The sequence below is a fragment of the Paeniglutamicibacter sp. MACA_103 genome, assembly GCF_045798555.1.
GTDB lineage: Bacteria > Actinomycetota > Actinomycetes > Actinomycetales > Micrococcaceae > Paeniglutamicibacter.
The window spans coordinates 84057-109832 of sequence record NZ_JBIXLN010000007.1 but is presented as its reverse complement, the minus strand read 5'-3'; the positions used below and the strand labels follow the sequence as shown (position 1 = coordinate 109832).

Here is a 25776-nt window from a genome sequence, read left to right as displayed (position 1 = left end):
TGGCTAGTGTGGGGTGGCGAGGTTCGCCGGGGAGAGCGCCACGAGGCGCTGCGTGCGGAAGGTCTTGATCAGGGCCAGGGCCCCGTCGAGTTCGAAGTCCACCGTGATGCGGGCGGCAACCACTTCCTGGCGGCCGTCCGTGTACTGGGAGACCTGCTGCATGATCCAGCTGCCCGATGCCGTGGGCAACGAGATGTTGATGCGTCCCTCGCCCAGCACATGGGCATTGGCGGTGAACGGGCCGCCGGGCAGCAGGTGGCTGCCCAGCATCTGAGCGATGGCTGCCCGGCCGTTGTAGCGGCCGAACTTTTCGTCGTATTCGGGCCCGATACCCTGCCAAGTCGCGTCCTCTGTGAACAGTGCGCCGAGTTCGGCGAGGTCGAATTCCGGCTGCGGGACGTCGCACAGTTCCATGTAGCGGGAGATGATCCAGCGGATCGATTCGCTTGCCTCCAGCAGCAGCAGGCGCGTCTCCAACCCGGTGACGCTCGTGGTGGCCCGGACAGTAACCATGGCTATTTGGCTATTTCGACATCGTCGCGGATGGTCAGCGCACGGCCCATGCGGGCCTCGATGTGGGCGTAGGTCCACAGTGCGTGATCATCGTCGACCATCGTGGTGCGGAAAAGGTTGCACACTGCCTTGACCGTTTCCTGTGTGTCGACATCGGCCATCACGTAACAGGTCCAGGGCCATCCGGCCGAGGGGCCGACCACATGCGAGTCGTCGTCCATGTTGCCGATGACATCGACACCGGGCATCGCTGCCATGGCCGAAAGCATGCCGGAAAAGGCGACCCACACCGGGCCGATTTCCGTCTTGGGCAGGTTGAAGAAGTTTTGGTTGATGCCGATGCAGAACAGGGCGCGCAACGGCTCGGGGCGGGCATCGCTCGCTGTCATGGATATTCCTTCGATGGGATCGGAAGTTGGAGAGGTGGGCGCGTTAGATGAAGGCCGGGATGACCGGGGGCTGGCCCATCAGGACCGAGCCGGTGCCGTCATACATGCCATCGCCCAGGAAGGCGTGCTGGGTGACGACGGCGGAATCTCGCAGGTGGCGCTGCAACGGGTTCCCGTCGTAGATGGCTGCTGTGCCGGAGAGCGAGTATGCGGTGTTGACGGCCTGGGCACCGGCCTTGGCAACGTGCGTGGATGCAAGGCGCAGCAGCGCCTTCTGCTGGTCGGTGGCCTGGCCGGTGGCCACCACCGTGGCGTAGGTTTCCTCGGTGATCTCGTAGAAGAAGGCCCGTGCCGAACGAAGCTCGGCCTCGGCCTTGGCCAGGTCGATACGGTAATAGGCGCGGTCGGCGAGCTTCGGGGCGCCAGTGATGCCCGTCCGCCCGGCGCCGATTTGCGTCGCATAGTCAAGCGCGGCACGGCCCACGCCGAGGTTCACGACGGCCAGAACCTGGGCGGCGTAGGCGATGGTGGGGTAGTGGTAGAGCGGCTCGTCGATCTTGGGTTCGCCGCCCCGGATGAAGGTCCAGTCCTGGTCCACGTCGACGCCGTCGACGACCAGGTCGTGGCTACCGGTGCCGTGCAGGCCGATGACATCCCAGTTGTCCCGGATAGTGACCTGGTCTGGGCGCAGGAGCGCGGTGCGAGGCTTGCCCGCGGTGGTCTCGCCGCCGGCGATGCCGACGCCGAGCACGTCGGCGCCCTTGCAACCGCTGGCGAACTTCCAGGTGCCCTTGATGTGGAACTTCCCATTAGTCAACGAGGCTTTCTGGACCGGGAAGAGCCCGCCGGCGAAGGCCAGATCGGGGCCGTCCTTGTATAGTTCGGCCTGCGTATCGACGGGAAGGGCAGCCAGGTACACGAGTGCCGAGCCGAAGCTCGCCACCCAACCACTTGAGGCGTCAACGGTGGAGATCAGTTCAATCTTGCGCAGGAATTCCGCAGGAGGGAGCGCGTCGCCGCCGAAGCAGCGCGGGGTGGCGGCGCGGTAGATTCCGGCTGCCTTGAATGCGGCAATGACGTCCTTGGGTACGAAGCGGTTCGTGTTGAACTCCTCGCGTCGCTGGTCGACGAGTTCCAGGACAGCGGTCAGCGTGTCCTGCGCGGGCGCTTCGGCAACGGACGTCATGGGGGCTCCTAGCTTGTTGGTATTCCGAGGCAAGAACGGAAGTCGAGGGTCATGCTGATGTTGTCTGAATCACGGTATTTACCCAATTGCTGCCCTTCAATGGGTGTTTACGTGCCGCAGGACAAAGGAAGACCGATGCTGACTGAAGTAACTACCTATTGCAGCTGAGCCGGACTGGGGTACAACTGGAAGCCGTGACTACCCAAAATTACGAACCTTCCGATGCTGATGCCCGGATTCTGCTCACCGGACTGGACCACTGCCTGCTGATGCATGACGCGGAGTCGAAGGACATCCTCTGGGCCAACCCGGCGGCCTGCCGGATGCTTGGCTTCACGCTGGAGGAACTGCGCCCGCTGAAGGCCGATGACATGAGTAGCCTGGCAGAACCCTACAGTCGGACGATCGGACGCCGTTGGCTGCAGGATGCCGTCGAGCGCGGAGCCAGCCGCACCCAATGGATGTACCGGAACAAGGACAGGCAGGACTTTCTGACGGAGGCGCTGGCCCGGCACGTGGTGTTGCCCGAGCGCGAAGTGGTGCTCGTCGAATTCAGGGACATGGAACGCGAAGAGCAGCTCAAGAGCGGGCTGGAGCGGACCAAGGGGCGGCTGAACGCCTTCATCGGGAACATGGGTGAGGCAATCCTGGTCGTGGGCACCGACGGGCGGATCTCCTATGCGAGCAACTCGGTGTTCCCACAGCTGGGGGTCCATCCGCACGAGGTGGTTGGGCGGGAATTCAGCGACTTTTGCCAGGGCGATGCGGCTGAAACCTTTGCCCGGGTGTCGGACGAATGCTCCGCGGATGCTGCCATGATCACCTGCCGTCTGGAGCTGCGAGGGCCGCAGGGTGAATCACGCTGGTTCGGGGCCGCCTGCCAGAGCATCGATTTGAAGCACGACCTGTCCGGGACGTTGCTGTTCCTCCACGACATTACGGATCGGGTGACGACGGACAAGGAACGCGAGCGGGACCAGGAACACTTGAATTACCTGGCCCGCTACAACGTCATGGGCGACATGGCAATGGCCCTCTCACACGAGTTGGGTCAGCCCCTCGGTGCTGCGACCAACTTCCTGGACGGGGTCCAGCGCCGGTACCAGGCAGGCAAGATGAGCGCGGTCGACTTGGAGTTCGGACTGGAGAATGCGCAGCGCCAGATTGAGCGGGCCAACCAGATCCTGCGCAGCCTACGTGGATTCGTGGGCACGCTGGAAACGTCCGAACAGCACGTTGACCTGAACGCCGTGGTGCGGGACTGCAGGTACTTCGTTGAGCTCGTTGCATCGCGGCACTCCACGACGCTGGAGGTGGTACTGGATCCCGGTGATCTTCCGGTGCTCTGCGAGAAGGTGCTGATCGGCCAAGTTGTGCTGAACCTGTGCCGCAACGCGATAGAGGAGATGTCGCGCTTCCCCGAGGCACAGCGCGTAGTGACGCTTGAAACGGCCCGTGAGGGCGACTTGGCGGTCTTCCGGGTCGTCGACCGCGGTTCGGGGCTCTCCGGATTTCCCGACGGGAGGATCTTCGATGGCGCATTCACCACGAAGGCAGATGGGAGCGGCCTCGGGCTGGCGCTCAGCCACCGGATTGTCACCCGGCACCACGGAACCATCAAGGCAGTGGAAAACCCCGGTGGCGGGTCGACCTTCGCGTTCGGGCTGCCTTTGTCCTGACCCGAACCTTCGGAGACTGCAAAAACTGGACCTCACCCGCCACCAGGGGACATGAAACGTGGTCTGAGCCCCCGACGGGTGTGGTTGAGTCCTGGAACCGGCACCACGCCCCAATGGCTCCACCAGACGATCGAAAACAGTGACCAGACGAAAATCGGGAGCCAATAAGCAACCAGCCGCATTGGTTTCCAAAGCCAAGGAGCGCCAGTTCCGGTGCGAAAGCACCGGAACCAGCCCTCGAAAAGTCTCCTAAAGGAGGGGAGACTCCTAGTTGCCGAACGCCGGGGGAGCGACGTCGTGCGGTTCCTTCGGTTCGGCCGCCGGTACCCGTTCCTTGGGCTCGGACGGGACGGTGACGATGATCGCCGCAATCGCGATGACCACCATGAGCACGTTGAACAGCAGGCCGATGGCCCCGCCGAAGCGCAGTGCCACGTTGTCCTGCCGCCCGATGAACAGTCCCCAGGAGGAGATGAGCTCCGGGTTGACCGCCTGGCCCGCGACGTAGAGCGCGGCAGAGATGGCCACGCCGATCGCGTTGCCCAGCGAGGAGGCCATCTTGTAGATGCCAGAGGCGGCACCCACCTGGGCGTCCGGGACGTTGGAGAGCGCGGCGTCGGTGGACGGGGTGGCGTAGAAGCCCAGCCCCACGCCGAAGAGCGTGAAGCCGATGACGGACAGCACGATGTACTGGTCGATGTACAGGAACGTCATCGAGCACATGAGGATGCCGACGCCGGTGATCATCGAGCCCCAGAGCATCGGCTTCTTCGGCCCGAAGCGCTGCAGCAGCTTCTCGCCAACCCGGATGGTGGCCAGGATCGCGATCAGGTAGCCCAGGGTCAGCAGGCCCGACTGCAGGGAGCTCATTCCCGCGGCGATCTGCACCAGTCCCAGGGACACGATCAGCGTGCCGGCCGCGCCGTTGAGCAGGAAGTTGGAGAGCGTGGCGCCGGTGAACGTGCCGTTGGAGAACAGCTTCAGGTTCACGAACGCGCCGGCCCGGTGAGTCTCGATGTAGAGGAAGACCAATCCCGAGACCGCGGCCAGGGCGATCAGCGCCAGCCCGCCCAGGCTCAGCCAGCCCAGCGCCGGGCCCTGCGAGATGTAGACGTTGATCGACACCAGCAGCACGATGAAGGCGATTAGCCCGCCCCAGTCAAAGCCCTGCTGCTTGGCGGCCGGATCGGCTTCGGCCTTCGACTCGGGAGTGCCGCGCAGCAGCCACAGCGCCACGATGGACAGGACCACGGAGATCCAGAAGATCGAGCGCCAGCCCAGCGCGCTGGTGGCCATCAGCCCGCCGAAGAGCGAGCAGAAACCCGAGCCGCCCCAGGAGCCGATCGACCAGAAGGACAGGGCGCGCTGGCGGTCCTTGCCCTCGTAGAAGGTCTTCACCAATGCCATCGAGGAGGGCATGATGCAGGCTGCGGACAGGCCCTGGATCACGCGACCGCCCAGCAGCATGGCACTGGTCAGCGCCCCGAGGTTTTCCGGGGTCAGGGCGATCAGCAGGGAACCGGCGATGGACAGCCAGATGCCTGCGTAAAGGATCTTGACGCGGCCGAGGCGGTCGGCCAGGCCGCCCGCGACGACGATGAAGATTCCGGAGAACAGCGAGGTGACCGACACCGCGAGGTTCGCCAGCGTTTCCTCCACGCCGAGCTGGCCGCGGATGCCGGGGATGACGTTGAGCAGGGTCTGGGCGAAGAGCCAGAAGTTGATGACGGCCAGCACGATGCCCAGCAGCCATTTGTCATTCGGCTTCCAGGTGGTGGCGGTTGGTGCGCTTGCTGCGGTTCCCATGGCCTAGCCTTCCTGATTTTGTTGCGGGGTGCCCAGGTATGCCAAGGCGGCAACGACCTGGGTGCGGGTGGCGGTCTCCAGTGTCGGGTCGATGGCCGGCGCGAAGAACGGGGAGTGGTTGGCCGGGATGTCGGCCGACACGGTGCCGTTGGCCACGGCCTTGCGGTAGGTGTCGGCCGGGACGCAGCCAACGGTCCAATACGTGTACGGGATGCCGAAGGCGTCGGGGATGGCGCTGAAGTCTTCCGAGGCGGTCGCCGGGGTGGCCTGGTAGACCTGCCCTTCGGGGAAGTGGTCGGTGAAGGCCGCCGTCACCCGCTCGTTGACCTCCGCATCGTTGCTGGTGAGCGGGAACTGGTCGTAGTACTCGAACTCGGGGTCCTTCGGCGATCCGGCTGCGGCGCATTCCCCTCGCACGATCCGTTCGATGGATGCCATGATGTGCTTGCGCAGCGCGAGGTCGTAGGTGCGGATGTTCAAGCGAAGCTCGGCCTTGGCCGGGATGATGTTGGCCGCCGTCCCTGCGTTGGAGGATCCGACGGTGACCACCGCAAACTGTCCGGGCGTGGTTTCGCGCGACACGATGGTCTGCAGCTTCAGCACGATCGAGGCCGCGAGCACCACCGGGTCCACCGAATTGTGCGGCATCGACCCGTGGGCGCCGCGGCCGTGGACGGTGATCAACAAGCAGTCCCCCGCGGAGAGGATCGGTCCGGCGGTGGTGCCGACGAGGCCGGCTTCCGTCGGCATGACGTGCTGGGCAAACGCGACGTCCGGGCGCGGCAGCTTGTCCACCAGGCCGTCGGCCACCATCGCCCTGGCGCCCGCTGCGGTTTCCTCGGCCGGCTGGAAGAGCGCGATGTGCGTGCCGGACCAGGCGTCCCGATGGTCGGCCAGCACCTTCGCGGCACCCAGCAGGGTGGCCATGTGCATATCGTGGCCACAGGCGTGCATGACACCGTCCACGGTGGAGGCATACTCCAGTCCGGTGTCCTCGGTGACCGGGAGGGCGTCGATGTCGGCGCGGGCCAGGACCACGGGCCCCTCGCCGTTGGCCAGCACGCCCACCACCCCGGTGCCGCCGATGCGCTGGACCTCGTACCCCAGGGCGGCGAGTTCGCTCTCGATGCGTGCGGAGGTCTGGTGCTCCTGCAGGCCGAGTTCCGGGTTGCGGTGGAAATGCCTATAGAGCTCGCGCTGCCATTCCAACTGGTCGGCAAGGGAGCTGAAAACTGCCTTCTCTGTCACGGGCACGCCTTTCGGTACTGGCCGCGCACGGGCACTGCCGGATGCCGTTCCCATCGCTGCGGATCCACACGTTCAAGGTAGACCCGTGGGTGCGGCATTGTCCATGTCACCACAGGTTTCCTTGTGCAGGGTCCGCCGTTCGCGCGACGAACTGACGCGCAGGGAACCCTGGGTCCACACCTGTCATTGCCGGGGGGTCCCCGGCCCCGGATTGTGGCAGGTGCGGCGGGCGGCTCGCCGGTCTCGCCGCCGCAGCGCCCGCGGTTTTCGCGGCATCCCGGGCGCGGATGCGCTTGTCGCGACCGACCGCGAATCAATACCCACGGCTGACGCGAGCCTTAGCGACCGGGGTGCGAACCTGCTCGAGCGGGCCTGCTGAGGGGCGCCCGATCGGCGCCTTGACAGCGTTTTGTGAGGCGTGACATAGTTCAACATATGAACCTGTCAGACAGCCGGACGGCCGGACCGCAGCCCATCGTACGGGTGAGCGCGGCCGAGGCCGTTTTCAAGGCAATCCGGGACGCCATCGAGTCCGGGGAGCTGCCCGTGGGGCACAAGCTGAGCTCCGAATCGGTGCTTGCCGCAAAATTCGCGGTCAGCCGCTCGGTCGTCCGGGAAGCCCTGCGCTCCTGCGCCGCCCTCGGACTCACCGAGACGCACACCGGCAAGGGAACCTTCGTGATCGCGGGCAAGACCGGCGGCGACCTGGTGCTGGGCACGTTCTCCGCGCGCAGCCTCATGGAAGCGCGCCCGCACATCGAGATTCCCGCGGCCGAACTCGCGGCCGCCCGCGCCACCGCCGAGCAGCTCGAGGAGCTGCGCGGCATCATCGAGGCCATGGAAGACGAGGACGATCCTGAGATGTGGGTGGCCCTCGACGCCAGCTTCCATGCCACGATTGCCCGCGCCAGCGGCAACGGGGTCTTCGAGCGGGTCGTCAACGACATCCGCGATGCCATGGTCAACCAGTCCGAAACCATCAACCTCATCACCGGCCGCCAGCACCCCTCGCACGCCGAGCACCGCGAAATCCTCGCGGCCATCGTGGCCGGCGACAGCACCGCGGCGGGCAAGGCGATGGCCGGGCACCTGGCCGCGGTCGACGAAGCACTGACCAAGATCCTCGGAGCAGAAACCGCATGAGCATTCCCACCTTCCCTGCCCACGCCCCGTTGGCCGTGCAAACCCGCGGCGACCTGGTTGAAAGCGTCCACTACGGTTCCCTCGTCGCCCTGGATGCAGAGGGCACGACCGTGCTGACCCGCGGGGAGCCGACGGCACCGGTGTACCCGCGCTCGGCACTGAAGCCACTGATGGCGGTGGCCATGGTGCGCGCCGGACTGCAACTCTCCGCCGAGCAGCTGGCCCTGGCCTCCGCCAGCCATTCGGGCTCCGCCGACCACCGGGACCTGGCCGCGAAGATCCTCGCCGAGGCCGGGCTGGAACCCGCGGCACTGCGCAACTCCACCGACCTGCCCTACGGCGTCGCCGAGCGCCTGGAATGGATCGCGGCAGGCAACGGGCCCACCCAACTGGCCCAAAACTGTTCGGGCAAGCACGCCGCCATGCTCGCCACCTGCCTGCTCAACGGCTGGGACACCGAGACCTACCTGCGCCACGACCATCCGCTGCCCACCCTCATCCGCGAGGTCGTCGCGGATCTCACCGGCGAACCCACCACCGTGGCGAGCACCGACGGCTGCGGCACCGAGGTCTTCGCCCTCTCCCTGGCCGGCATGGCCAGGGCCTTCGGGAAACTCGTCACCGCCCCCGCGGGCACCGCCGAGCACGAGGTCGCGGCCGCGATGCGCGCGTACCCCGCGATGGTTGCCGGTGTCGGGCGAGACGTCACCGCGCTGATGTCAGCGGTGCCCGGCTTGCTGGCGAAGGACGGTTTCGAGGGAATCCAGCTCATTGCCCTGCCCGACGGCTCCGCCGTGGCGCTGAAGGTCTCCGACGGAGGCGACCGGGCGCGGATGCCCGCCGCAGTCCCGGCCCTGCTGGCCCTGGGCGTGGACCCGGCGAGCCTGGCACCGTTCAACAACCTGCCCGTGCTTGGCGGCGGAAACCTCGTCGGCACCCTGGCCGGACTGCCCTTCCCGTAGCAACCGCTTCACCCGCTTCACCGCATCCCCGCCGGCGCTTGATCGCGCCCAAAAACTTCCACCCCCATGCACCCACACCTCACCGCCACCCCTAGGAGAGCCATGTCCGAATCCACCGCCACCTTGCAGGTTGCCGCACCCCGCGCGGTCCGCAGCGAACACGACCTGATTGGCGATCGCGACATTCCCGCCGAGGCATATTGGGGCGTGCACACGCTGCGCGCCGTGGAGAACTTCCCCATCACCGGCCAGCCGCTGTCCACCAACACGCACCTGGTCACGGCCCTGGCCATGGTCAAGCAGGCAGCCGCGCAGGCCAACCGGGAACTGGGCCTGCTCGATGCAACCCGCGCCAGCGCCATCATCGAGGCCTGCCGGGAAATCATATCCGGCAAGTTCCACGACCAGTTCGTGGTCGACGTCATCCAGGGCGGCGCCGGGACCTCCTCGAACATGAACGCCAACGAGGTCATCGCCAACCGGGCGCTGGAGATCATGGGCCACGCCAAGGGCGAGTACCGGTACCTGCACCCCAACGACCACGTGAACCTCAGCCAGTCCACCAACGACGTGTACCCCACCGCGGTGCGCGCGGCCACGATCTTCGCCGCAACCTCGCTGGTCGGAGCGATGGAGCACCTCGGCGCGGCGTTCGCGGCCAAGGCCGTGGAATTCCGCACCGTGGTCAAGATGGGCCGCACCCAGCTGCAGGACGCCGTCCCGATGACCCTGGGCCAGGAATTCAACGCCTACGCCGTGACCCTGGGCGAGGACCGCGCCCGGTTGGCCGAGTCCACCCTGCTCATCCACGAAATCAACCTCGGCGCCACCGCGATCGGCACCGAGCTCAACGCGCCGGCCGGCTACTCCGCGCTGGCCTGCACGCACCTGGCAGCGATCTCCGGGCTAAAGCTGGAGACGGCCTTCGACCTGATCGAGGCCACCGCCGACGTCGGCGCCTTCGTGCACCTCTCCGGGGTGCTCAAGCGCGTCGCCGTCAAGCTTTCCAAGGTCTGCAACGACCTGCGCCTGCTCTCCTCGGGCCCGCGCGCCGGACTGGGCGAGATCGACCTGCCGGCCGTGCAGTCCGGGTCCTCGATCATGCCCGGCAAGGTCAACCCGGTCATCCCCGAGGTCGTGAACCAGGTCGCCTACGAGGTCATCGGCAACGACGTGACCATCACGATGGCCGCCGAGTCCGGGCAGCTGCAGCTCAACGCGTTCGAGCCGATCATCGTGCACAGCCTGACCAAGTCGATGCGCCACCTCGAGGCCGCCTGCATCACGCTGGCCGACAAGTGCATCGTGGGCATCACCGCCCACGAGGACAAGCTGCGCGCTCAGGTCGAAAATTCCATCGGCCTGGTCACCGCGCTGACCACTCATTTGGGCTACGCCGCCTCGACCCAGATCGCCCTGGAGGCGCTGTCCACCGGGCGCGGCGTGGCCGAGCTGGTCCTGGAGCACGGGCTGCTCACCGCCGAGCAGCTCAACGAGCTGCTGCGTCCCGAACTCCTGGCCAACCTCAGCGAATAGAACCGACCGATTCACCCCGTTCCAGCCCGTTTCACCCCGTTCCACCCTTGAGCAAGCCCCAGACACTCCCCGAGAGGCACCTGCGCATGACCAGTGAAATCCCAGAAACCCGCACCACGCACCGACCCGACACCCCCAACTCGGCACTGACCGCCGAGGACAAGGGGATGCACAAGGGCCTGAAATCCCGCCAGATCCAGATGATTGCCATTGGCGGTGCCATCGGCACCGGGCTGTTCATGGGCGCCGGCGGACGGCTGGCAGGCGCCGGCCCGGCCCTGATGTTCAGTTACGCCATCTGCGGGTTCTTCGCGTTCCTGATCCTGCGCGCACTCGGGGAGCTGGTGGTCCACCGTCCGTCCTCGGGTTCCTTCGTCTCCTATGCCCGTGAGTTCTTCGGCGAGAAGGCCGCGTTCGTCACCGGCTGGCTGTACTGGCTCAACTGGGCCATGACCGCCATCGTGGACATCACCGCGATCGCGCTGTACATGAACTTCTTCGCCAAGTACGTGCCGTGGATCGGTTCGGTCCCGCAGTGGGTGTGGGCGCTTGCCGCGCTGCTGGTGGTGCTCGGGCTGAACCTGGTCTCGGTGAAGGTCTTCGGCGAACTCGAGTTCTGGTTCGCGCTGATCAAGGTCGTCGCGTTGGTCGGATTCCTGGCCGTGGGCACCTACTTCGTCATCTTCGGCACGCCGGTCGACGGGCACGAGGTCGGATTCTCCCTGATCGCCGGCAACGGCGGGTTCTTCCCCAACGGCCTGCTGCCGGTGGTCGTGGTGATGCAGGGCGTGGTGTTCGCCTACGCCTCGATCGAGCTGATCGGCACCGCGGCGGGGGAGACGCAGAACCCCGAGAAGGTCATGCCCAAGGCCATCAACACCGTGATCATCCGCATCGCCGTCTTCTACGTCGGCTCGCTGGTGCTGCTTTCGCTGCTGCTGCCCTACTCCGCGTACAAGGCCGGCGAGTCCCCGTTCGTGACGTTCTTCGGGACCATCGGGGTCTCCGGCATGGACTCGATCATGAACCTGGTGGTCCTCACCGCGGCAATGTCCTCGCTGAACGCCGGCCTGTACTCCACCGGGCGCATCCTGCGCTCGATGGCGCTGGCCGGATCCGCGCCGCGCTTCGCCGCGAAGCTGAACAGCCGCGGCGTGCCCTACGGCGGCATCGCGCTGACAGCGGTGGTTGCCGGCCTGGGCGTGGTGCTCAATGCGGTGGTCCCGGCCGAGGCCTTCGAGATCGTGCTGAACATGGCGGCGTTGGGCATCATCGCCTCCTGGGCGATGATCGTGCTCTGCCAGCTGGCGCTCTACCGCCTGGCCAAGCGCGGGGACGCGGTGCGTCCGGCGTTCCGGATGATCGGGGCGCCCTACACCGGGTACCTGACCCTGGCCTTCCTGCTCGCGGTCATCGTGCTGATGGCCTTCGACTCCCCGGTGGGCACCTGGACCGTGGCCTCGATCATCGTCATCATCCCGGCCCTGATGATCGGCTGGTACGCCTCGCGCGGCCGCATCCGGGACATCGCCGCGGCGCGGGCGAACGCCGACGCGCTTTCCGATGAGGCAGGCCGCCACGAATTCTCGAGCACCGGAACAGGCCCGCTGGACTGACCCTGACGTCTATCCGCTGCACATGGACTGCACCCCGCAAGCACAGCTTGCGGGGTGCAGTCGTTCCCGGGTAATGCCGGAGTTCACCACCGTGCAAGTCATTGAGCGTTTCATTGAGCGTTGGAAAGGTGATTCCTGGTTCGGAAATGACCCACTGGGACACCTCAGGAAACGAAAACGCCGGGGTGACCGGCGATTCGGCGATGGAGCGCAGCACGGGCGAGACTCGCCTGAAAAAAGGTTGCGCGACCGTCGGGCACCGAAGCGGCCCAGCTCCTGGATTTGGGGGTATTCAGGGACCGGGCCGCGGTATGGGGCCTGCTGATGTACAGCAGGACAGTCGTGGGTGGACGAAGTACTACGAAACGAAGGGGAGGGCAGCCGAACTGTCGCTCGCTAGGTTTCCCGTATCAGGTTGCTGTCCTTCGTTTCCCTCATGAGTATTCCGGTCGCGAGAGTTATGGCTGCAACGGCGATCAGGTGGAAAAGGAACCAATCAGCGTGGCCGCTCTGAGTGAGGGCGGCGTTGATGTAGGGGGCGGTTCCGCCGAAGATGGCCGTGGCCAGGGACAGTGGTCCGGCGACGCCTGCTGCACGAACCCTGGTGGGGAAGACTTCAGCCCATACCGCGCCGTTGACACCGAAGAGCAGTGCCATCACCGTCAGGGCTGCCAGCAAAGCCGTCAACAATCCGGCAAAGCTTCCGTCCACAAGACTGTGAATCGGAATGGTCAGGAGAACGGACCCGATGCCGAAGGCAATGACCATGGGTTTGCGCCCAATGCGGTCACCGAGCCATCCCGCAAGGAGGACGGCGCCGAGGAAATAGACCTGGGCGATCAGGCTCGCCGTGAGCGTGCTGGATGCGTCCTGGCCATGGTGGAGTTGCGCGTAGGTGGGCATGAAAATGAGCCAGGTGTAAAACATGATCGAACCACCGGCCGAAAGGCCGAAAACCACGAGGATTGCTTTCCAGTGGTGCAGTAGTCCTTGCTTGCGCGATGCTGCGACGGTTTCTCCGGCATCTGGTTCGGCAGTCTTCGAGGTTTCCTCAAAGGCGTCGGTTTCAGTCAGCCGGCGGCGAAGGTACAGGGCATACAGGCCCAACACGCCACCGATGCCGAAGGCGATGCGCCAACCCCACTCGCGGACGTCGGTCTCGGACAGATTGGCCGTCAGGATCAGTCCGGTCAGCGTGGCAAGGATGGTGCCGAGCACGACGCTGAACCAGGACGTGCTGCCGAAGAAGGCCCTTCTGCCGTGCGGTGCGCGCTCCACAAGGTAGGTGACGGAGGTCCCCATCTCCCCGCCGTGTGCCAGTCCCTGAACGAGGCGAACGAGAAGCAACACCACCGAGGCGGCGATTCCGATGGTGCCATAGGTGGGAGCGAATGCAATGACGAGGCTTCCTGCGGCAGTGATCAACATTGCAAGCGTCAGGCTCTTACGCCTACCTACGCGGTCGGCATAGGCGCCGAATAGGAAACCGCCAAGTGGGCGCGTGATGAACCCGACGGCAAAAACGGCCAGTGTGGCCAAGAGTGCCGAGGCCGCATTCTCCGGCTTGAAAAACTGCACGGCGAAGTAGGGGGCAAAAATGGAATAGATGGTCCAGTCGTACCACTCGAGCGAGTTGCCGAAGTTGACCGCAATCAGATCCGTGATCCGCCGGGCGGATGGGGCTGATGCAGTCTGCTGCTGTTGGACCGCACGTGTCTCGTTCATGCCGCTCGTCCTTCCAGCCCAAATTGCGCATCCTGATCGGCACCGGGAACGCGCATCTCGAAGGTCTCGCGTACCACGGTGTAGTCGAAGTATCCCAGACGAGCGATCGGCTCGATTTTCCGGATATCGAGGCGTCCGTCGACGGTAATGACTTGGTCGTCGATGTGGACCATCTCGACGGTGGCAAAGACGATGTCGACCGTCCCGACCGCCGAGTTGCCTGGAACCCGGTGGGTCGAATGATATTTGCATTCGAACTTCACAGGGCTGTCTTGAACCATCGGCACGGGGTAATTGTCGGCGTATGTGCGGGCCAGTCCGAGGTGGTCGAATTCGCTCTCATTGGGTCCGAGGGCCATCGCGCTCTTGTTCACCGCTTCGCGCAGCGGATACGTCGCCATGTTCCACACGAACCATCCGGTGGTTTCGGCGTTGATGACAGTGTCCTTCCGCCGCCCGTCTGGGTATTGGTTGGCGGAGAACATGACCATGGGCGGGTCGAATGTAAGGTTCTGCCACTGGCTGTACGGAGCGATGTTCTCCACCCCGTCGAAGCTCACGCTTGAGAGCCAGCCGATGGGACGGGGAACGGTGCAGCTTTTGAACGGTGAGTATGGCAACGGGCTTGATTCACTTGCGGGGCGGTACTTCAAGGGTCCTCCAGTGTGAGGTGCTTCACGATGGTTTGGTAAGATTACGACATATACGCCCCATATATCAAGAGTATATTTCCGTTGATTGTGTAGCCTGAGAGGGGAAGGGAAGTGTTATGACAAAAGCCGATGACGCGTACGTGCTGCTGGCGGAGATGATCGAGACGGGACGGCTGTCCCCGGGGGATTTCCATACGGAAAGCGGTCTCGTGGAGGAGTTGGGGATCGGCAGGACGCCACTGCGTGAGGCGGTTCAGCGCTTGGACCGGGATCGTCTGGTGCGGATCCGTCCGGGGCGGGGGATCGAGATACCGACGAATTCCGTCGAGGACCAGCTGCGCCGGCTGGAAGTGCGGAGGGCTGTGGAGCCGTTGGCGGTGTCCCTGGCCTGCGAGCGGGCCACGGCTGCCGAATTGGCTGGCGTCAGGGCGCTGGCCGACGAAATGGTCGAAATGGAAGAGCTCGAACCGTACGTCGCGGCCGTCAGGGAGACCCATAGGCTTTTATGTGCAGCTTCGCACAACGAGTATCTTGCCGACACCATGACGCCCCTGCAGGGATTGTCGAGGAGATTCTGGCTGGCCCATGTCTTGAACCCGGGGGAGGAAGTCAGGGCCGGGAAGGAGCTGCACCTGCCGCTGCTTCGGCACATGGTGGCTCGAGATGCCGACGCGGCGGCGGCGGCGTCGATTCGCCTGAACGATTATCTGGTTGATTTCGCGCTTGGCGTTGCGACGCGCAAAGCTCGGGTCGGTAGCCGGTCGGCCTCCGGCTATTGAGCGTGCTCTCGCGGCGCTTCCCTGCCATGGGTGCGGCGAAGCCCTGACGGGGCGGGAACTCGAATGCCTCTCGGCCCGACACGAACGCATGACGATGTTGGCAGCATGAGCCTGCCGGATTTCCGGCTTCTGATGCGGGCGGTTGGTGCCTAGGCGCCGAGTTCCTCGCGCAGGCGGGCCACGTGCCCGGCGGCGGAAACGTTGTACTCCGCCAGAGCGACCTTCCCGTCCGGATCAACCACCACGGTGCTGCGCAGGACCCCGTTGAACTTCTTGCCGTTGGCTTCCTTTTCCCCATACGAGCCGTAGGCGGTGGCCACCGCGAAGTCGGGGTCCGAGAGCAGCGGGAAATTCAGTGACTCCGCCTGGATGAACGAGGCAAGGGCTTCGCCCTGGTCCGGGGAGATGCCAAGCACCTCGTACCCGGCGGAGCGCAGCGAGTTCAGGTTGTCCCGGAAATCGCAGGCCTCGGTGGTGCAGCCCGGGGTTGCCGCCGCGGGATAGAAGTACACGACGACGTTCCTGCCTGCATAGTCGTCCAGGGCAATCGGCTTGCCGTGCGCATCGGACAGCGTGAACTTGGGTGCGCGCTCGCCGACGGCCAAAGGTGTTGAAAGCAAAGTCACGAAATACTCCATTCGATCCCACAAATTGGTGATGATCTTTCCAGCCTATTGCCTTCGCGTGGCCGGCGACAGGGAAACGGGAAAAACCGTGCGCTGCAAGGCATGATGGTCCGCACACGCATCCTGGCCCTACATCCTGCGATGTATGCCCCCGTGAAAAATCAGTCTCAGGGAGGGTCAAACCGTCGGGCATCGAGGGTAGAGTGGCCACTGCCCGGCTGAAAATAGCTGCGTTGCCGCCCTTCCAGTGCCACTGAATCCCGGTGGCTTTGTGGGGCTAGAAAATCATGAGGACGCCCCCAGATGCTCTTAAAGCTCATACTTAGACATTCGAAACCCTACAAGTGGTGGATCGCCGCTGTGCTGTTCTTCCAGCTCGCCACCACAATCGCCACGTTGTTCCTGCCCAGCCTCAACGCCAGGATCATCGACACCGGCGTGGTCAAGGGGGACACCGACTACATCTGGCGCACCGGCGGCGTGATGCTGGCAGTTGCCTTCGTCCAGGTGCTCACGGCCATCGCCGCCGTGTACTTCGGGGCCAAGACGGCCATGGCCATCGGCCGCGACCTGCGCCATTCCGTCTTCGACGCCGTCACCGGGTTCTCCGCCCAGGACGTGAACAAGTTTGGTGCCGCAACCCTGATCACCCGCGGCACCAACGACGTGCAGCAGGTGCAGATGCTGGTGCTGATGGGCCTGAACTTCATGGTCTCCGCACCCATCATGTGCATCGGCGGCATCATCATGGCGCTGCGCGAGGACGTGGGCCTCTCCTGGCTGGTCTGGGTCTCCGTGCCCGTGCTGCTGGTCGTCGTGGGCGTCCTGGTCATCTTCCTGATGCCTCTCTTCCGCCAGATGCAGGACCGCATCGACGGGATCAATGGCGTGCTGCGCGAGCAGATCACCGGCATCCGGGTGGTGCGCGCCTTCGTGCGCGAACCGCATGAGACCGAGCGCTTCGAGGAAGCCAACGCCAAGCTCACCCGAGTGGGCGTGAAGGTCGGCAACCTCTTTGTCCTGATGTTCCCGCTGATCGGCATGATCCTGCACATCGCCACCGCCTCGGTACTGTGGTTCGGCGGGCACCGCGTGGAGACCGGCGCGATGCAGGTCGGCGCTCTGACCGCCTTCCTGCAGTACCTGCTGCAGATCCTCATCGCGGTGATGATGGGAACCTTCATGGCCATGATGATTCCCCGCGCCATCGTCTGCGCCGAGCGCATCGACGAGGTCACCACCCTGACCCCGTCGCTGACCGACCAGCGCGAGCACGTCGCCGAGATGGACGCCCCCGGAACCATCGAGTTCCGCAACGTCACCTTCGGCTACCCGGGTGCCGAGGTGCCGGTGCTCAACGACATCTCCTTCACCGCCCGCCGCGGCGAGACCACCGCCATCGTGGGGTCCACCGGCTCGGGGAAGTCCACGCTGCTGAACCTGATCCCGCGGCTCTACGACGCGAAGGAAGGCCAGGTGCTGGTGGGCGGGGCGCCGGTCACCGAGCTGACCCGCGCGCAGATCTCCTCCGCGGTGGCGACGGTCCCGCAGCGGCCCTACCTCTTCTCCGGAACGGTGGCCTCAAACCTCCGCTTCGGCGCGGAGCACGCCAGCGACGGGGAACTGTGGGACGCACTGCGCACCGCCCAGGCCGAATCCTTCGTTGCCGCCCGCGAGGACGGCCTCGAGGGGAAGATCTCCCAGGGCGGCACCAACGTCTCCGGCGGACAGCGCCAGCGCCTGTGCATCGCCCGGGCCTTGGCCGCGAAACCCGAGATCTACCTCTTCGACGACTCCTTCTCCGCCCTCGACGTGGCCACCGACGCCAAGCTGCGGGCCGCGCTGAAGGAACCCACCAAGGATGCGGCGGTCATCATCGTCGCCCAACGCGTCTCCACGATCACCGCGGCGGACCAGATCCTGGTCCTGGACCACGGCGAGATCGTGGCCCGCGGAACGCACGAGGAACTCCTGGAATCCTCGGAAACCTACCAGGAAATCGTGACAAGCCAGCTGGCAGTGGAGGAGGTGGCCTAAATGGCGAAACGTACCAAGAAGGAAACGACAGCGTTCGTGGAACCGACCGACGAGATCGACGAGTTCGACACGGCCGGGGCCTCGGATATGTTCGGGGACTCCCTGCCCGTGCGCAAGGCCAAGCACTTCTGGCCCTCGGCCAAGCGCCTGGTGGGGCTGCTGGCCCCGCAGAAGGCCGGCATGGCAGTGGTCCTGCTCCTGGCCGCCGCCGGGGTGGTGCTTTCGGTGATCGCGCCGAAGATCCTGGGCCGGGCCATGGACGTGATCTTCGCCGGCGCCATCGGCGGGCAGATGCCGGACAACGTCCCGGTCGAGCAGGTCATCGAGGGCCTGCGGGCCTCCGGGCAGAACGACCTGGCCGAGATGATGTCCAAGATGAACCTTGTCCCCGGCGTGGGCATCGACTTCCCGCTGCTGAGCCGCTACATCCTGATCGTGCTCTCCATGTACTTCGTGGCGTCCCTGTTCATGTGGGCCTCGGGCTGGTTGCTGAACCGGCTGGTCATGAAGGTCGTCTACGGCCTGCGCCGCGACGTGGAGCACAAGCTCAACCGACTGCCGCTGAACTACTTCGACACCCGCCAGCGCGGGGACCTGCTCTCACGGGTCACCAACGACGTGGACAACATCCAGAACGCCCTGCAGCAGGCGATCAGCCAGCTGGTGCAGTCGCTGCTGACGGTCATCGGCATCATCATCATGATGTTCATCATCTCCTGGCAGATGGCGCTCATTGCCCTGATCGCGCTGCCGCTCTCCGCGGTCGCCGCCGGCGTCATCGGCTCCCGCGCCCAGGGGTTGTTCACCGCGCAGTGGAAGAACACCGGCGCGCTGAACGGGCAGATCGAGGAATCCTTCTCCGGCCACGACCTGATGAAGGTCTTCGGGCGCGAGCAGGACATGCTGGACCGCTTCCACGAGAAGAACGACGAGCTCTACAAGGCCTCGTTCGGCGCCCAGTTCGTCTCCGGCATGATCTTCCCGGTCATGAACTTCATCTCCTACCTGGCCTACGTCGGCATCGCCGTGGTCGGCGGGCTGCGCGTGGCCTCCGGGCAGATGTCCCTGGGCGACGCCACCGCCTTCATCCAGTACTCCCGCGAGTTCACCCAGCCGCTGGGACAGATGGCCGGCATGGCCAACATGCTCCAGTCCGGCGTGGCCTCCGCGGAGCGCACCTTCGAGCTGTTGGATGCCGACGAGCAGGACGAGGACACGGTCACCGCGTCCCTGCCGGCCCGCACCGACGGGCACGTCGAGTTCGAGCACGTCACCTTCTCCTACTCCGAGGACAAGCCGCTGATCGAAGACCTGTCCTTCGAGGCCCACCCCGGGCACACCGTGGCCATCGTGGGACCCACCGGCGCGGGCAAGACCACGCTGGTGAACCTGGTCATGCGTTTCTACGAGCTGAACTCCGGGCGCATCACCCTGGACGGGGTCGACGTGACCCAGATCAGCCGTGCGGACCTGCGTTCAAAGGTCGGCATGGTGCTCCAGGACGCCTGGCTCTTCGGCGGCTCCATTCTGGAGAACATCCGCTACGGCCGCCTGGAAGCGACGGACGAGGAAGTCATGGAGGCAGCCAAGGCCACCTTCGTCGACAGGTTCGTCCGTGCGCTGCCAGATGGCTACGAGACGGTCATCGACGAGGAGGGCACCAACGTGTCGGCCGGCGAGAAGCAGCTGATCACCATCGCCCGCGCGTTCGTGGCCAACCCGTCGCTGCTGATCCTTGACGAGGCGACCTCCTCGGTGGACACCCGCACGGAGTTGCTGGTCCAAAAGGCCATGGCCGCGTTGCGGACCGACCGCACCAGCTTCGTGATCGCGCACCGCCTCTCCACGATCCGCGACGCCGACACCATCCTGGTGATGGAAGAGGGCAAGATCGTCGAGCAGGGCAACCACGAGGTGCTGCTCGCGGCCCGCGGCGCGTACTACCGGCTTTACCAGTCGCAGTTCGCCGGACCGGCCGAGGACCTCGAGGCGGTTCCCGCCACCGGCGGCGCCCCGGTGCTGGAGGGCATCGAGCCCGGCGACGAGAGGGCTCCCGAGCTGGACCCGCGGGTCTGACCGCGGCATCGGACTCTGCGTAGGTGGCCCCGGAGACACAGACCGCCACGGTCTGCTGTCTTCGGGGCGCTCTGGTCGCCGGTGGCATTCGGAGCGTTTTGACTAGTGTCCTCATTGATCTCGGCGAGGGCGAGCTGGAGAGCTTCCGGGGCGATCCACTCGGTGTGGCTGCTTGTGGCGTTTTTTGATGCGTAAAAGATGGTTGACATCGGGACCCGATCCCGGTCTTCCGACGCCAACCGCGCCGTGCTGATATTCCGACTTCACCGTGCTGTTGCAACAGGCAAGATGATCGCAGAGTGCAATCTTGCCCTCGCCTTGGCGGCCCGACCGAATGGGCGGGCTCGCGAAAGCCGCAACTGCGGATGAAAAACCAAAAATGCCGACCGGCGCGCTGGGCACCGGTCGGCATTTTTCGCACTCGGCGCGCGCCGCCGATATTTTCGCCGAGGTTACTGGGTTGCGGTCAGGACGGCGCTGCCCCGGTAGGCCATGAGCCCGCCATCTACGCGGATGTCGGTGCCATTGACCCAGCCGGATTGTTCCGAGAGCAGGTAGGAAATCACGCCGGCTACTTCCTCGGGGCGGGCAAAGCGTCCGAGCAGTTCGGCTGCTGAATCAACCTTGTCGCGCCCGTGGTCCTTCTTGAAGTCCTCAAGGATCGGGGTTTCGACCGGGCCGGGGCTCACGGAGTTGACCCGGATGCGCTTCGGTAGGAGCTCGGCGGAAAGTTGTTCAGTCAGCAGGCGTACGCATTGCTTTGAGAATAGGTAGGAGTTTTCCAGGATTCCGGCGTCCTCCAGCGCTGCGGACAGCGCGGCTTCCTGGTCTGTGGCCAGGGTCAATTGCGCGCACTTGGAGGCCTCGGCACGCCACAGGAAGGCGACGGAGGAGGCCAGGTTGACTACCGCTGATTGTTCGGCGAAGTGCGGTGCGAGTGCGCGAGTCAGCCCGCGTACCGCGAAGACGTTGACGGCCAGCACTGTCTTGGCCGGAGCGGTTCCGGGAACGCCGGCGATGTTGGCGAGTCCGCGTAGCCCTTTGGGTGCCAGCTCGATGACACGGTCGGCGGCCTGCTGTACTCCGGCCGGGGTCGACAGGTCGGCCTGGACGAACTCACCGGGAAAGTCGGTCGGGACGGTGCGGTCGATGCCGATCAGCCGGTAACCCTGAGCCGAGAGCAGCGCCGCGGTGGCCGCGCCGATGCCCGAAGCGACGCCGGTAATGGCGAGTGGAAGTGCCGATGAAGTCATGACGGGTTTACTCCTAGAATCGCGAGGGGAGCCAAAGGCCCCGATGTCTTACTCACCATGGTGCTCCAGCGTAGGGTGGTACCCGCCACTTTTTTCATCCAATGGAAAACAAGGCGGGCATGTGACCAATCGAGAGCAAGCTGGACTCTACCGAAATAATTATCTGGAAGGATCCCCATGGCTGCGCCGGCATATGATGTCTTTGATCCCGCGACCCTCGAAGTCGTAGGGCAAGCCCCGGAACACACCGAGGTCGACGTTCAGCGGGCCATCGACGCAGCCAAGGGCGCAGCCCGCGCGTGGGGCGCGGACCGCGAGGCTCGCCGGCAAGCGCTGCGCGAGGCGGCCCGGCTGGTCAGATCCGATGCGGATCGTCTGGGGCGAATCCTCTCGCTGGAACAGGGCAAGGTCCTGGGCGAAGCCGTGGCGGAATTCTTGGTGGCCGCTTCCCTCTTCGAATACTACGGCGATCTGGCGTGGGATGAGGCCGAGACCCTGCCCGAACGCGAGGGTCGCCGGCTGGAGGTTCAGTACCGCCCGGTTGGCTTGGTCGGAACCATCACGCCGTGGAACTTCCCGATCTCCCTGCTCTGCGTCAAGCTGGCGCCGGCCCTGGTCGCCGGATGCACCGTGATCTCCAAGCCGTCGGCCAGCACCCCGCTGTCGACCATCGCCCTGGTCGAAGTCCTGAACCAAGTGTTGCCCGCCGGAGTCCTGCAGGTGCGTACCAGCAGCAGGCGCACGGTCAACGTGGCACTGGCGACGCTGCCCGAAATCCGCAAGATCTCCTTCACCGGCTCCACCGCGGTGGGCACCTCGGTAGCCGCAAACGCCTCGGCATCGGTCAAGCGGGTGACCCTCGAACTTGGCGGCAACGACGCCGCACTGGTGCTCGATGACGCCGACCTTGAGGTGACGGCCCGCGGCATTGTGCGCAGCGCGTTCCGCAATGCAGGCCAGGTCTGCATGGCCGTCAAACGCGTGTACGTGCCGCGAGGAATCGCCTCGTCCTTCACCGAGGCCGTTGTCGCCGAGGCCCGTTCGCTGGTGGTAGGCCGAGGGATCGATCCAAGAACCACCATGGGCCCGATGCACAACGCCAACCAGCGCGAAACCGTGCGCGAGCTCGTGGGTGCGGCGGTGGACGCCGGTGCCCGAGTGGCCACCGGCGGAGGCCTCGGCAGCGAGTTGCCCGGCTACTTCATGGAACCCACCGTCATTGCCGACGCGTTGCCCGGCATGGGCCTAGTGGACGAGGAACAGTTCGGCAGCGCGCTGCCGGTCATCGCTTACGACGATGTGGACACCGTCATCGAGCATGTCAACGCCGGGCCTTTCGGACTCGGCGCCTCGGTATGGTCCCCGGATTTGGACCGTGCCCGCCAGATCGCTTTCGGGCTGGAGTCCGGAACCGTGTGGATCAACCAGCACACCGTGGTCGAACTCGATGCCCCCTTTGGCGGCTGGAAAACCTCGGGTACGGGCCGTGAGCGCGGCCGCTGGGGCCTGGAGGAATACCTCGAGACCCGCACCATAAACCTGCGCGACCACTCCTAGCCGGCCGGACCGAAGACCTAAGGAAGAGCATGCACCACATCGCGACAACGGAATTGATTACACTGGGCACTGCCGCGGGTCCCGCGATCCGCGGCAAGGAAAATGGGATGGCCAGCGCGGTCGTCGTGGACGGTCGCCACTACTTGGTGGACTTCGGGCTGGGCTGCGTCCGAGCCGCCCACGAGGCGGGGTTGCGCGGCAAGGACCTGGCCGCCGCCTTCATCACGCACCTGCATTCCGACCACGTCGGGGAGCTGCCGGCCTACCTGATGTGGAACTGGGGCAAGCCGGTGGACGGCTTCACCTCCTCCGTCCGTTTTCTCGGCCCGGGCCGAGACACCTTCCACCCGAACGGCGCTCAGCTGTCCGGCACGAGGGACATGATCGAGCACACGCTGCGCGCTTTTTCCTATGACCTGGACATCCGAGTCACTGACGAAGGGCGCCCCGACATGCGGGGAATGCTGGATGTCGAGGAAATCGCCATCCCGGGGATCGCCGCCGGAGCGGGCCATGAGCCGTTCGTGGTCTACAAGGATGAGCGGGTCACCGTCAGTGCGGTGTTGGTGGAGCACCCGCCTGTCTACCCGGCGTTCGCCTTCCGCTTCGACACCGAGGCCGGATCGATCACCTTCTCCGGCGACACCGCCGAAAGCCAGGCGTTGGTGCGCCTGGCATCCGGGACCGACATCCTGGTCCATGAGGCCGTCAATATCGAGTTCTTCGCGGCCCGCGGCTTCGACGAGGCCTTCCTGAACCACCAGCGCAAGTCCCACACCTCGCCGGAAGGTGCCGGCCGGATCGCCGCGGCCAGTGGTGCCGGACGGCTGATCCTGTCTCACCTCGCCGGCGTCGCGTCGGCCGACGAGTGGCGCACCCGTGCCGAGTCGACGTTCTCCGGCCCCGTAGAGGTGGCCACCAGTGGCCAGCGCTTTGACGTGGTGCGGGAGCCGGCCCGGGCAACACTCTAGGTAACCACCACGGACCTGACGGCCGGCAATGACTTGATGGTCATTGCCGGCCGTCTTTGTGTATGGCCCCCCTTCAAGAGATCCAGAAGCCAGGTGGAAGAAGTCGGTTCGCTCCTGCCCATGTGATTTGGCAGTTCCCCGAGCATTGTTCCGTTGTTGAACCGGACCCCGTTGCCTGCCAAGGCAACCGCCGCTCCGCGGGCCCGAAATGACGTCGCCGGTGACCGTATGAAAGATTCGAGGTGAAGAGGAAGGCCTTGGGGCGGAGCGACTCGCTGGCGTCTGGACTCGGCGGGTTTGAACCAACGTCGCCACCCGCACCCGCCGCCATGCAACGGCTGGCGTGCGTAGCCCTTCCAAGCCCGGCAACGGGACATGGCATGGTTCACGCCGAGCGCTGCAAACCGAATGTCACGGGTTCACGGGGTTTCCGCCCCGACATCGTCGCGGCCGGATGCGGGGACACCCAATTCTTTGCGATTCATCCCGGGGTGTAGATGTTTCCTGAACGCGCAATTCCTCGGCGCAACCAAGAACGGGTGGCCCGCCCAATGGCGGACCACCCGTTCTTGGCGGTAAATGGTTATTTTGCCGCGTTGTCAGACCTCCAGGCCGAGGCGCTTGCGGTCTCGCTGCTGGTTGATGCCGAAGCAGGCGAGCAAACCCATGACCGTCAGCATGCCGCCGGTGAGCAGGAAAGAATTCTCATAACCGATGGCCGGGGTGGCGGCCGTGTCAACGAGCAGGCCGACCACCATCGGGGCAAAGAGTCCGCCGGCGGTCAGCACGGCGTTGGAAATCTGCAGCAGGGCCCCGCGCTGGCCGATGCTGGTGGTTTCGGAGGCCACCAGGTAGGTCAGGGCGAACAGCGCAGGCGCGGTGCCGAACCCGAACGTGAAGCACACCAGCGCCAGGGCCTGGGTGGCAGCCAGGGTGCCGAGCAGCACCATGGCCCCGGAAAACAGGGTCGCGCCGCCCAGTACCAGCCCGCGGGAGATGCGGGTTGGAAGCCCGCGATTGCCCAAGACCTGGGTCAGCCAGCTGAGTCCGACGGTGGCGATCGCGCCCCAGATGGCCGGAAGGGCGATCAGTGAACCTGCCTGCTGGGTCGTCGTGCCGACTACGGTTTCGAAGTATGCCGGGAGCCAGGTCATGGCAACCGTGAAGGTCCAGTAGCCGAGGAAGGAGCAAAGCACCGAGAGGATCCACGTGGGAGTGGCAAACGACTTCCGGTAATTGATCTTGCGGTCGGCGGCGGCCGCGGCGGCCGGGTCGCCCTTTGCCGTGGTGCCTTCGATGGCGTGCTCGGCCTGCACGGAGGTGTAGGGGCCCTCTTTGCCCACGAACAGCCACATAACGGACCACACGATGCCGATGATTCCCAGGAATACGAAGGTCGACTTCCAGCCGAACTCGGCGGTCACCCAGGCGATCACCGGGGCGAAGGCCACGATGCCCAGCGTGACGCCGGCAGAGGCCAGGGCTGCGGGGGTTGCAGAGCGGCGCGCGGGGAACCACTTGTACACCGCGTGCATGGTGATCGGGGCCAGCGGACCCTCGCCTGCGCCGAGCAGCAGGCGGCTGAACCACAATGCAGGAAGCGAGGCGAAGAGGAACACCGGGACTTGGGCAATCGACCAGATCAGGCACAGCGCCAGCAGGATCCACTTGGCCTTGACCTTGTTGGCGATCGGGGCCGCGACGAACTGGGCGACGCCGAAGAGCATGAACACGGCGCTGCCGAGCAGGCCGAACTGTGCCGGGGTGATGCCCAGGTCGCGCATCAGCGGGACCGCGACGATGCCCAGGATCGCCTTGTCTGCCCAACTGATCATCATCAGGACCAGCAGCATGACGGTGACCGTCCAGCCGTAGGCCGTGCGCTTTCGGGCCGGCCATGTGGCCGGGTCGTTCTTGGCTGCTGGCTGCGGTGCGGGAGGTGCTGCGGTGGATTGAGCCATGGGAGTTTCCCCTCGTAGTGACAAGCGGGCGGTCCGCTCGGTGTGGACCGTTTTTGGGTT

At 65.3% G+C, this 25776-nt stretch carries 20 protein-coding genes; 10 read left to right on the top strand and 10 right to left on the bottom strand.

The genetic code is table 11. The annotated features are described in order from the left end of the window. Window positions 1–3: 3 nt before the first annotated feature. From ACIPVK_RS05350 to ACIPVK_RS05340, 3 genes are read right to left on the bottom strand one after another with little or no spacing between them, the layout of a single operon-like run. On the bottom strand, window positions 4–513 hold the full coding sequence (locus ACIPVK_RS05350) for a nuclear transport factor 2 family protein (RefSeq protein WP_407610927.1): 510 nt from the start codon (window positions 511–513) through the stop codon (window positions 4–6). Between the two features lie 2 nt (window positions 514–515). After that, window positions 516–902, bottom strand: a complete 387-nt coding sequence (locus tag ACIPVK_RS05345) for a hypothetical protein (RefSeq protein ID WP_407610926.1) — start codon at window positions 900–902, stop codon at window positions 516–518. A 43-nt stretch (window positions 903–945) separates the two neighbouring features. After that, entirely contained in the window at window positions 946–2088 is a 1143-nt protein-coding gene (locus ACIPVK_RS05340; protein WP_407610925.1) for an acyl-CoA dehydrogenase family protein, read from the bottom strand. A 194-nt stretch (window positions 2089–2282) separates the two neighbouring features. Between ACIPVK_RS05340 and ACIPVK_RS05335 the strand changes: the two genes are divergently transcribed. Next, window positions 2283–3767: an ATP-binding protein gene (locus ACIPVK_RS05335; protein ID WP_407610924.1), complete on the top strand. Its 1485-nt coding sequence runs from the start codon at window positions 2283–2285 to the stop codon at window positions 3765–3767. 267 nt (window positions 3768–4034) lie between these two features. Here the strand turns inward: ACIPVK_RS05335 and ACIPVK_RS05330 are convergent, their stop codons facing one another. Then, a complete protein-coding gene (locus tag ACIPVK_RS05330) occupies window positions 4035–5573 on the bottom strand; it encodes an MFS transporter (RefSeq protein WP_407610923.1) in 1539 nt (512 codons plus the stop codon). A gap of 3 nt (window positions 5574–5576) precedes the next feature. After that, window positions 5577–6821, bottom strand: a complete 1245-nt coding sequence (locus ACIPVK_RS05325) for an amidohydrolase (protein WP_407610922.1) — start codon at window positions 6819–6821, stop codon at window positions 5577–5579. Window positions 6822–7256: 435 nt separating this feature from the next. Here ACIPVK_RS05325 and ACIPVK_RS05320 point away from each other — a divergent pair, with 435 nt between their 5' ends. The 4 genes from ACIPVK_RS05320 to ACIPVK_RS05305 all read left to right on the top strand — a co-directional run bounded on the left by ACIPVK_RS05320 (window position 7257) and on the right by ACIPVK_RS05305 (window position 12078). Continuing rightward, complete coding sequence (locus ACIPVK_RS05320; RefSeq protein WP_407610921.1) at window positions 7257–7964, top strand: FadR/GntR family transcriptional regulator; 708 nt, start codon at window positions 7257–7259, stop codon at window positions 7962–7964. Next, a complete protein-coding gene (locus ACIPVK_RS05315) occupies window positions 7961–8926 on the top strand; it encodes an asparaginase (RefSeq protein WP_407610920.1) in 966 nt (321 codons plus the stop codon). The genes ACIPVK_RS05320 and ACIPVK_RS05315 overlap by 4 nt, the downstream gene beginning before the upstream one ends. A gap of 102 nt (window positions 8927–9028) precedes the next feature. After that, entirely contained in the window at window positions 9029–10462 is a 1434-nt protein-coding gene (locus tag ACIPVK_RS05310) for an aspartate ammonia-lyase (protein ID WP_407610919.1), read from the top strand. A gap of 86 nt (window positions 10463–10548) precedes the next feature. Beyond that, a complete protein-coding gene (locus tag ACIPVK_RS05305; protein ID WP_407610918.1) occupies window positions 10549–12078 on the top strand; it encodes an amino acid permease in 1530 nt (509 codons plus the stop codon). Between the two features lie 396 nt (window positions 12079–12474). On the opposite strand, the gene ACIPVK_RS05300 is transcribed toward ACIPVK_RS05305, so the two are convergent. Next, on the bottom strand, window positions 12475–13803 hold the full coding sequence (locus ACIPVK_RS05300; protein WP_407610917.1) for an MFS transporter: 1329 nt from the start codon (window positions 13801–13803) through the stop codon (window positions 12475–12477). Further along, window positions 13800–14456: a flavin reductase family protein gene (locus tag ACIPVK_RS05295; RefSeq protein WP_407610916.1), complete on the bottom strand. Its 657-nt coding sequence runs from the start codon at window positions 14454–14456 to the stop codon at window positions 13800–13802. Before ACIPVK_RS05295 ends, ACIPVK_RS05300 begins: the two co-directional genes overlap by 4 nt. Before the next feature lie 116 nt (window positions 14457–14572). Here ACIPVK_RS05295 and ACIPVK_RS05290 point away from each other — a divergent pair, with 116 nt between their 5' ends. Beyond that, window positions 14573–15235 carry a GntR family transcriptional regulator gene (locus tag ACIPVK_RS05290; protein WP_407610915.1) on the top strand — a complete coding sequence of 221 codons (663 nt, stop codon included), beginning with the start codon at window positions 14573–14575 and terminating at the stop codon, window positions 15233–15235. A gap of 149 nt (window positions 15236–15384) precedes the next feature. Here ACIPVK_RS05290 and bcp read toward each other — a convergent pair whose 3' ends face one another. Beyond that, window positions 15385–15861: a thioredoxin-dependent thiol peroxidase gene (gene bcp, locus ACIPVK_RS05285; RefSeq protein ID WP_407610914.1), complete on the bottom strand. Its 477-nt coding sequence runs from the start codon at window positions 15859–15861 to the stop codon at window positions 15385–15387. Window positions 15862–16164: 303 nt separating this feature from the next. Between bcp and ACIPVK_RS05280 the strand changes: the two genes are divergently transcribed. Beyond that, on the top strand, window positions 16165–17898 hold the full coding sequence (locus ACIPVK_RS05280; RefSeq protein WP_407610913.1) for an ABC transporter ATP-binding protein: 1734 nt from the start codon (window positions 16165–16167) through the stop codon (window positions 17896–17898). Continuing rightward, on the top strand, window positions 17899–19974 hold the full coding sequence (locus ACIPVK_RS05275) for an ABC transporter ATP-binding protein (RefSeq protein ID WP_407610912.1): 2076 nt from the start codon (window positions 17899–17901) through the stop codon (window positions 19972–19974). It begins immediately after the preceding gene. 452 nt (window positions 19975–20426) lie between these two features. Here ACIPVK_RS05275 and ACIPVK_RS05270 read toward each other — a convergent pair whose 3' ends face one another. After that, window positions 20427–21227: an SDR family oxidoreductase gene (locus ACIPVK_RS05270; RefSeq protein ID WP_407610911.1), complete on the bottom strand. Its 801-nt coding sequence runs from the start codon at window positions 21225–21227 to the stop codon at window positions 20427–20429. Window positions 21228–21404: 177 nt separating this feature from the next. On the opposite strand from ACIPVK_RS05270, the gene ACIPVK_RS05265 reads away from it, so the two are divergent. Together ACIPVK_RS05265 and ACIPVK_RS05260 are read left to right on the top strand one after the other, a co-directional pair. Next, window positions 21405–22784, top strand: coding sequence for an aldehyde dehydrogenase family protein (locus tag ACIPVK_RS05265; RefSeq protein WP_407610910.1), 1380 nt, complete (start codon window positions 21405–21407; stop codon window positions 22782–22784). A gap of 107 nt (window positions 22785–22891) precedes the next feature. Next, complete coding sequence (locus ACIPVK_RS05260) at window positions 22892–23755, top strand: MBL fold metallo-hydrolase (protein ID WP_407610909.1); 864 nt, start codon at window positions 22892–22894, stop codon at window positions 23753–23755. Window positions 23756–24354: 599 nt separating this feature from the next. Here ACIPVK_RS05260 and ACIPVK_RS05255 read toward each other — a convergent pair. Beyond that, complete coding sequence (locus tag ACIPVK_RS05255; protein WP_407610908.1) at window positions 24355–25716, bottom strand: MFS transporter; 1362 nt, start codon at window positions 25714–25716, stop codon at window positions 24355–24357. Window positions 25717–25776: the final 60 nt, after the last annotated feature.

Bases quoted from the DNA above. Each gene is read 5' to 3' on its own strand.
- ACIPVK_RS05350 (WP_407610927.1), bottom strand. From the start codon at position 513: ATGGTTACTGTCCGGGCCACCACGAGCGTCACCGGGTTGGAGACGCGC.
- ACIPVK_RS05345 (WP_407610926.1), bottom strand. From the start codon at position 902: ATGACAGCGAGCGATGCCCGCCCCGAGCCGTTGCGCGCCCTGTTCTGC.
- ACIPVK_RS05340 (WP_407610925.1), bottom strand. From the start codon at position 2,088: ATGACGTCCGTTGCCGAAGCGCCCGCGCAGGACACGCTGACCGCTGTC.
- ACIPVK_RS05330 (WP_407610923.1), bottom strand. From the start codon at position 5,573: ATGGGAACCGCAGCAAGCGCACCAACCGCCACCACCTGGAAGCCGAAT.
- ACIPVK_RS05320 (WP_407610921.1), top strand. From the start codon at position 7,257: ATGAACCTGTCAGACAGCCGGACGGCCGGACCGCAGCCCATCGTACGG.
- ACIPVK_RS05315 (WP_407610920.1), top strand. From the start codon at position 7,961: ATGAGCATTCCCACCTTCCCTGCCCACGCCCCGTTGGCCGTGCAAACC.
- ACIPVK_RS05310 (WP_407610919.1), top strand. From the start codon at position 9,029: ATGTCCGAATCCACCGCCACCTTGCAGGTTGCCGCACCCCGCGCGGTC.
- ACIPVK_RS05305 (WP_407610918.1), top strand. From the start codon at position 10,549: ATGACCAGTGAAATCCCAGAAACCCGCACCACGCACCGACCCGACACC.
- ACIPVK_RS05300 (WP_407610917.1), bottom strand. From the start codon at position 13,803: ATGAACGAGACACGTGCGGTCCAACAGCAGCAGACTGCATCAGCCCCA.
- ACIPVK_RS05290 (WP_407610915.1), top strand. From the start codon at position 14,573: ATGACAAAAGCCGATGACGCGTACGTGCTGCTGGCGGAGATGATCGAG.
- ACIPVK_RS05280 (WP_407610913.1), top strand. From the start codon at position 16,165: ATGCTCTTAAAGCTCATACTTAGACATTCGAAACCCTACAAGTGGTGG.
- ACIPVK_RS05275 (WP_407610912.1), top strand. From the start codon at position 17,899: ATGGCGAAACGTACCAAGAAGGAAACGACAGCGTTCGTGGAACCGACC.
- ACIPVK_RS05270 (WP_407610911.1), bottom strand. From the start codon at position 21,227: ATGACTTCATCGGCACTTCCACTCGCCATTACCGGCGTCGCTTCGGGC.
- ACIPVK_RS05265 (WP_407610910.1), top strand. From the start codon at position 21,405: ATGGCTGCGCCGGCATATGATGTCTTTGATCCCGCGACCCTCGAAGTC.
- ACIPVK_RS05260 (WP_407610909.1), top strand. From the start codon at position 22,892: ATGGCCAGCGCGGTCGTCGTGGACGGTCGCCACTACTTGGTGGACTTC.
- ACIPVK_RS05255 (WP_407610908.1), bottom strand. From the start codon at position 25,716: ATGGCTCAATCCACCGCAGCACCTCCCGCACCGCAGCCAGCAGCCAAG.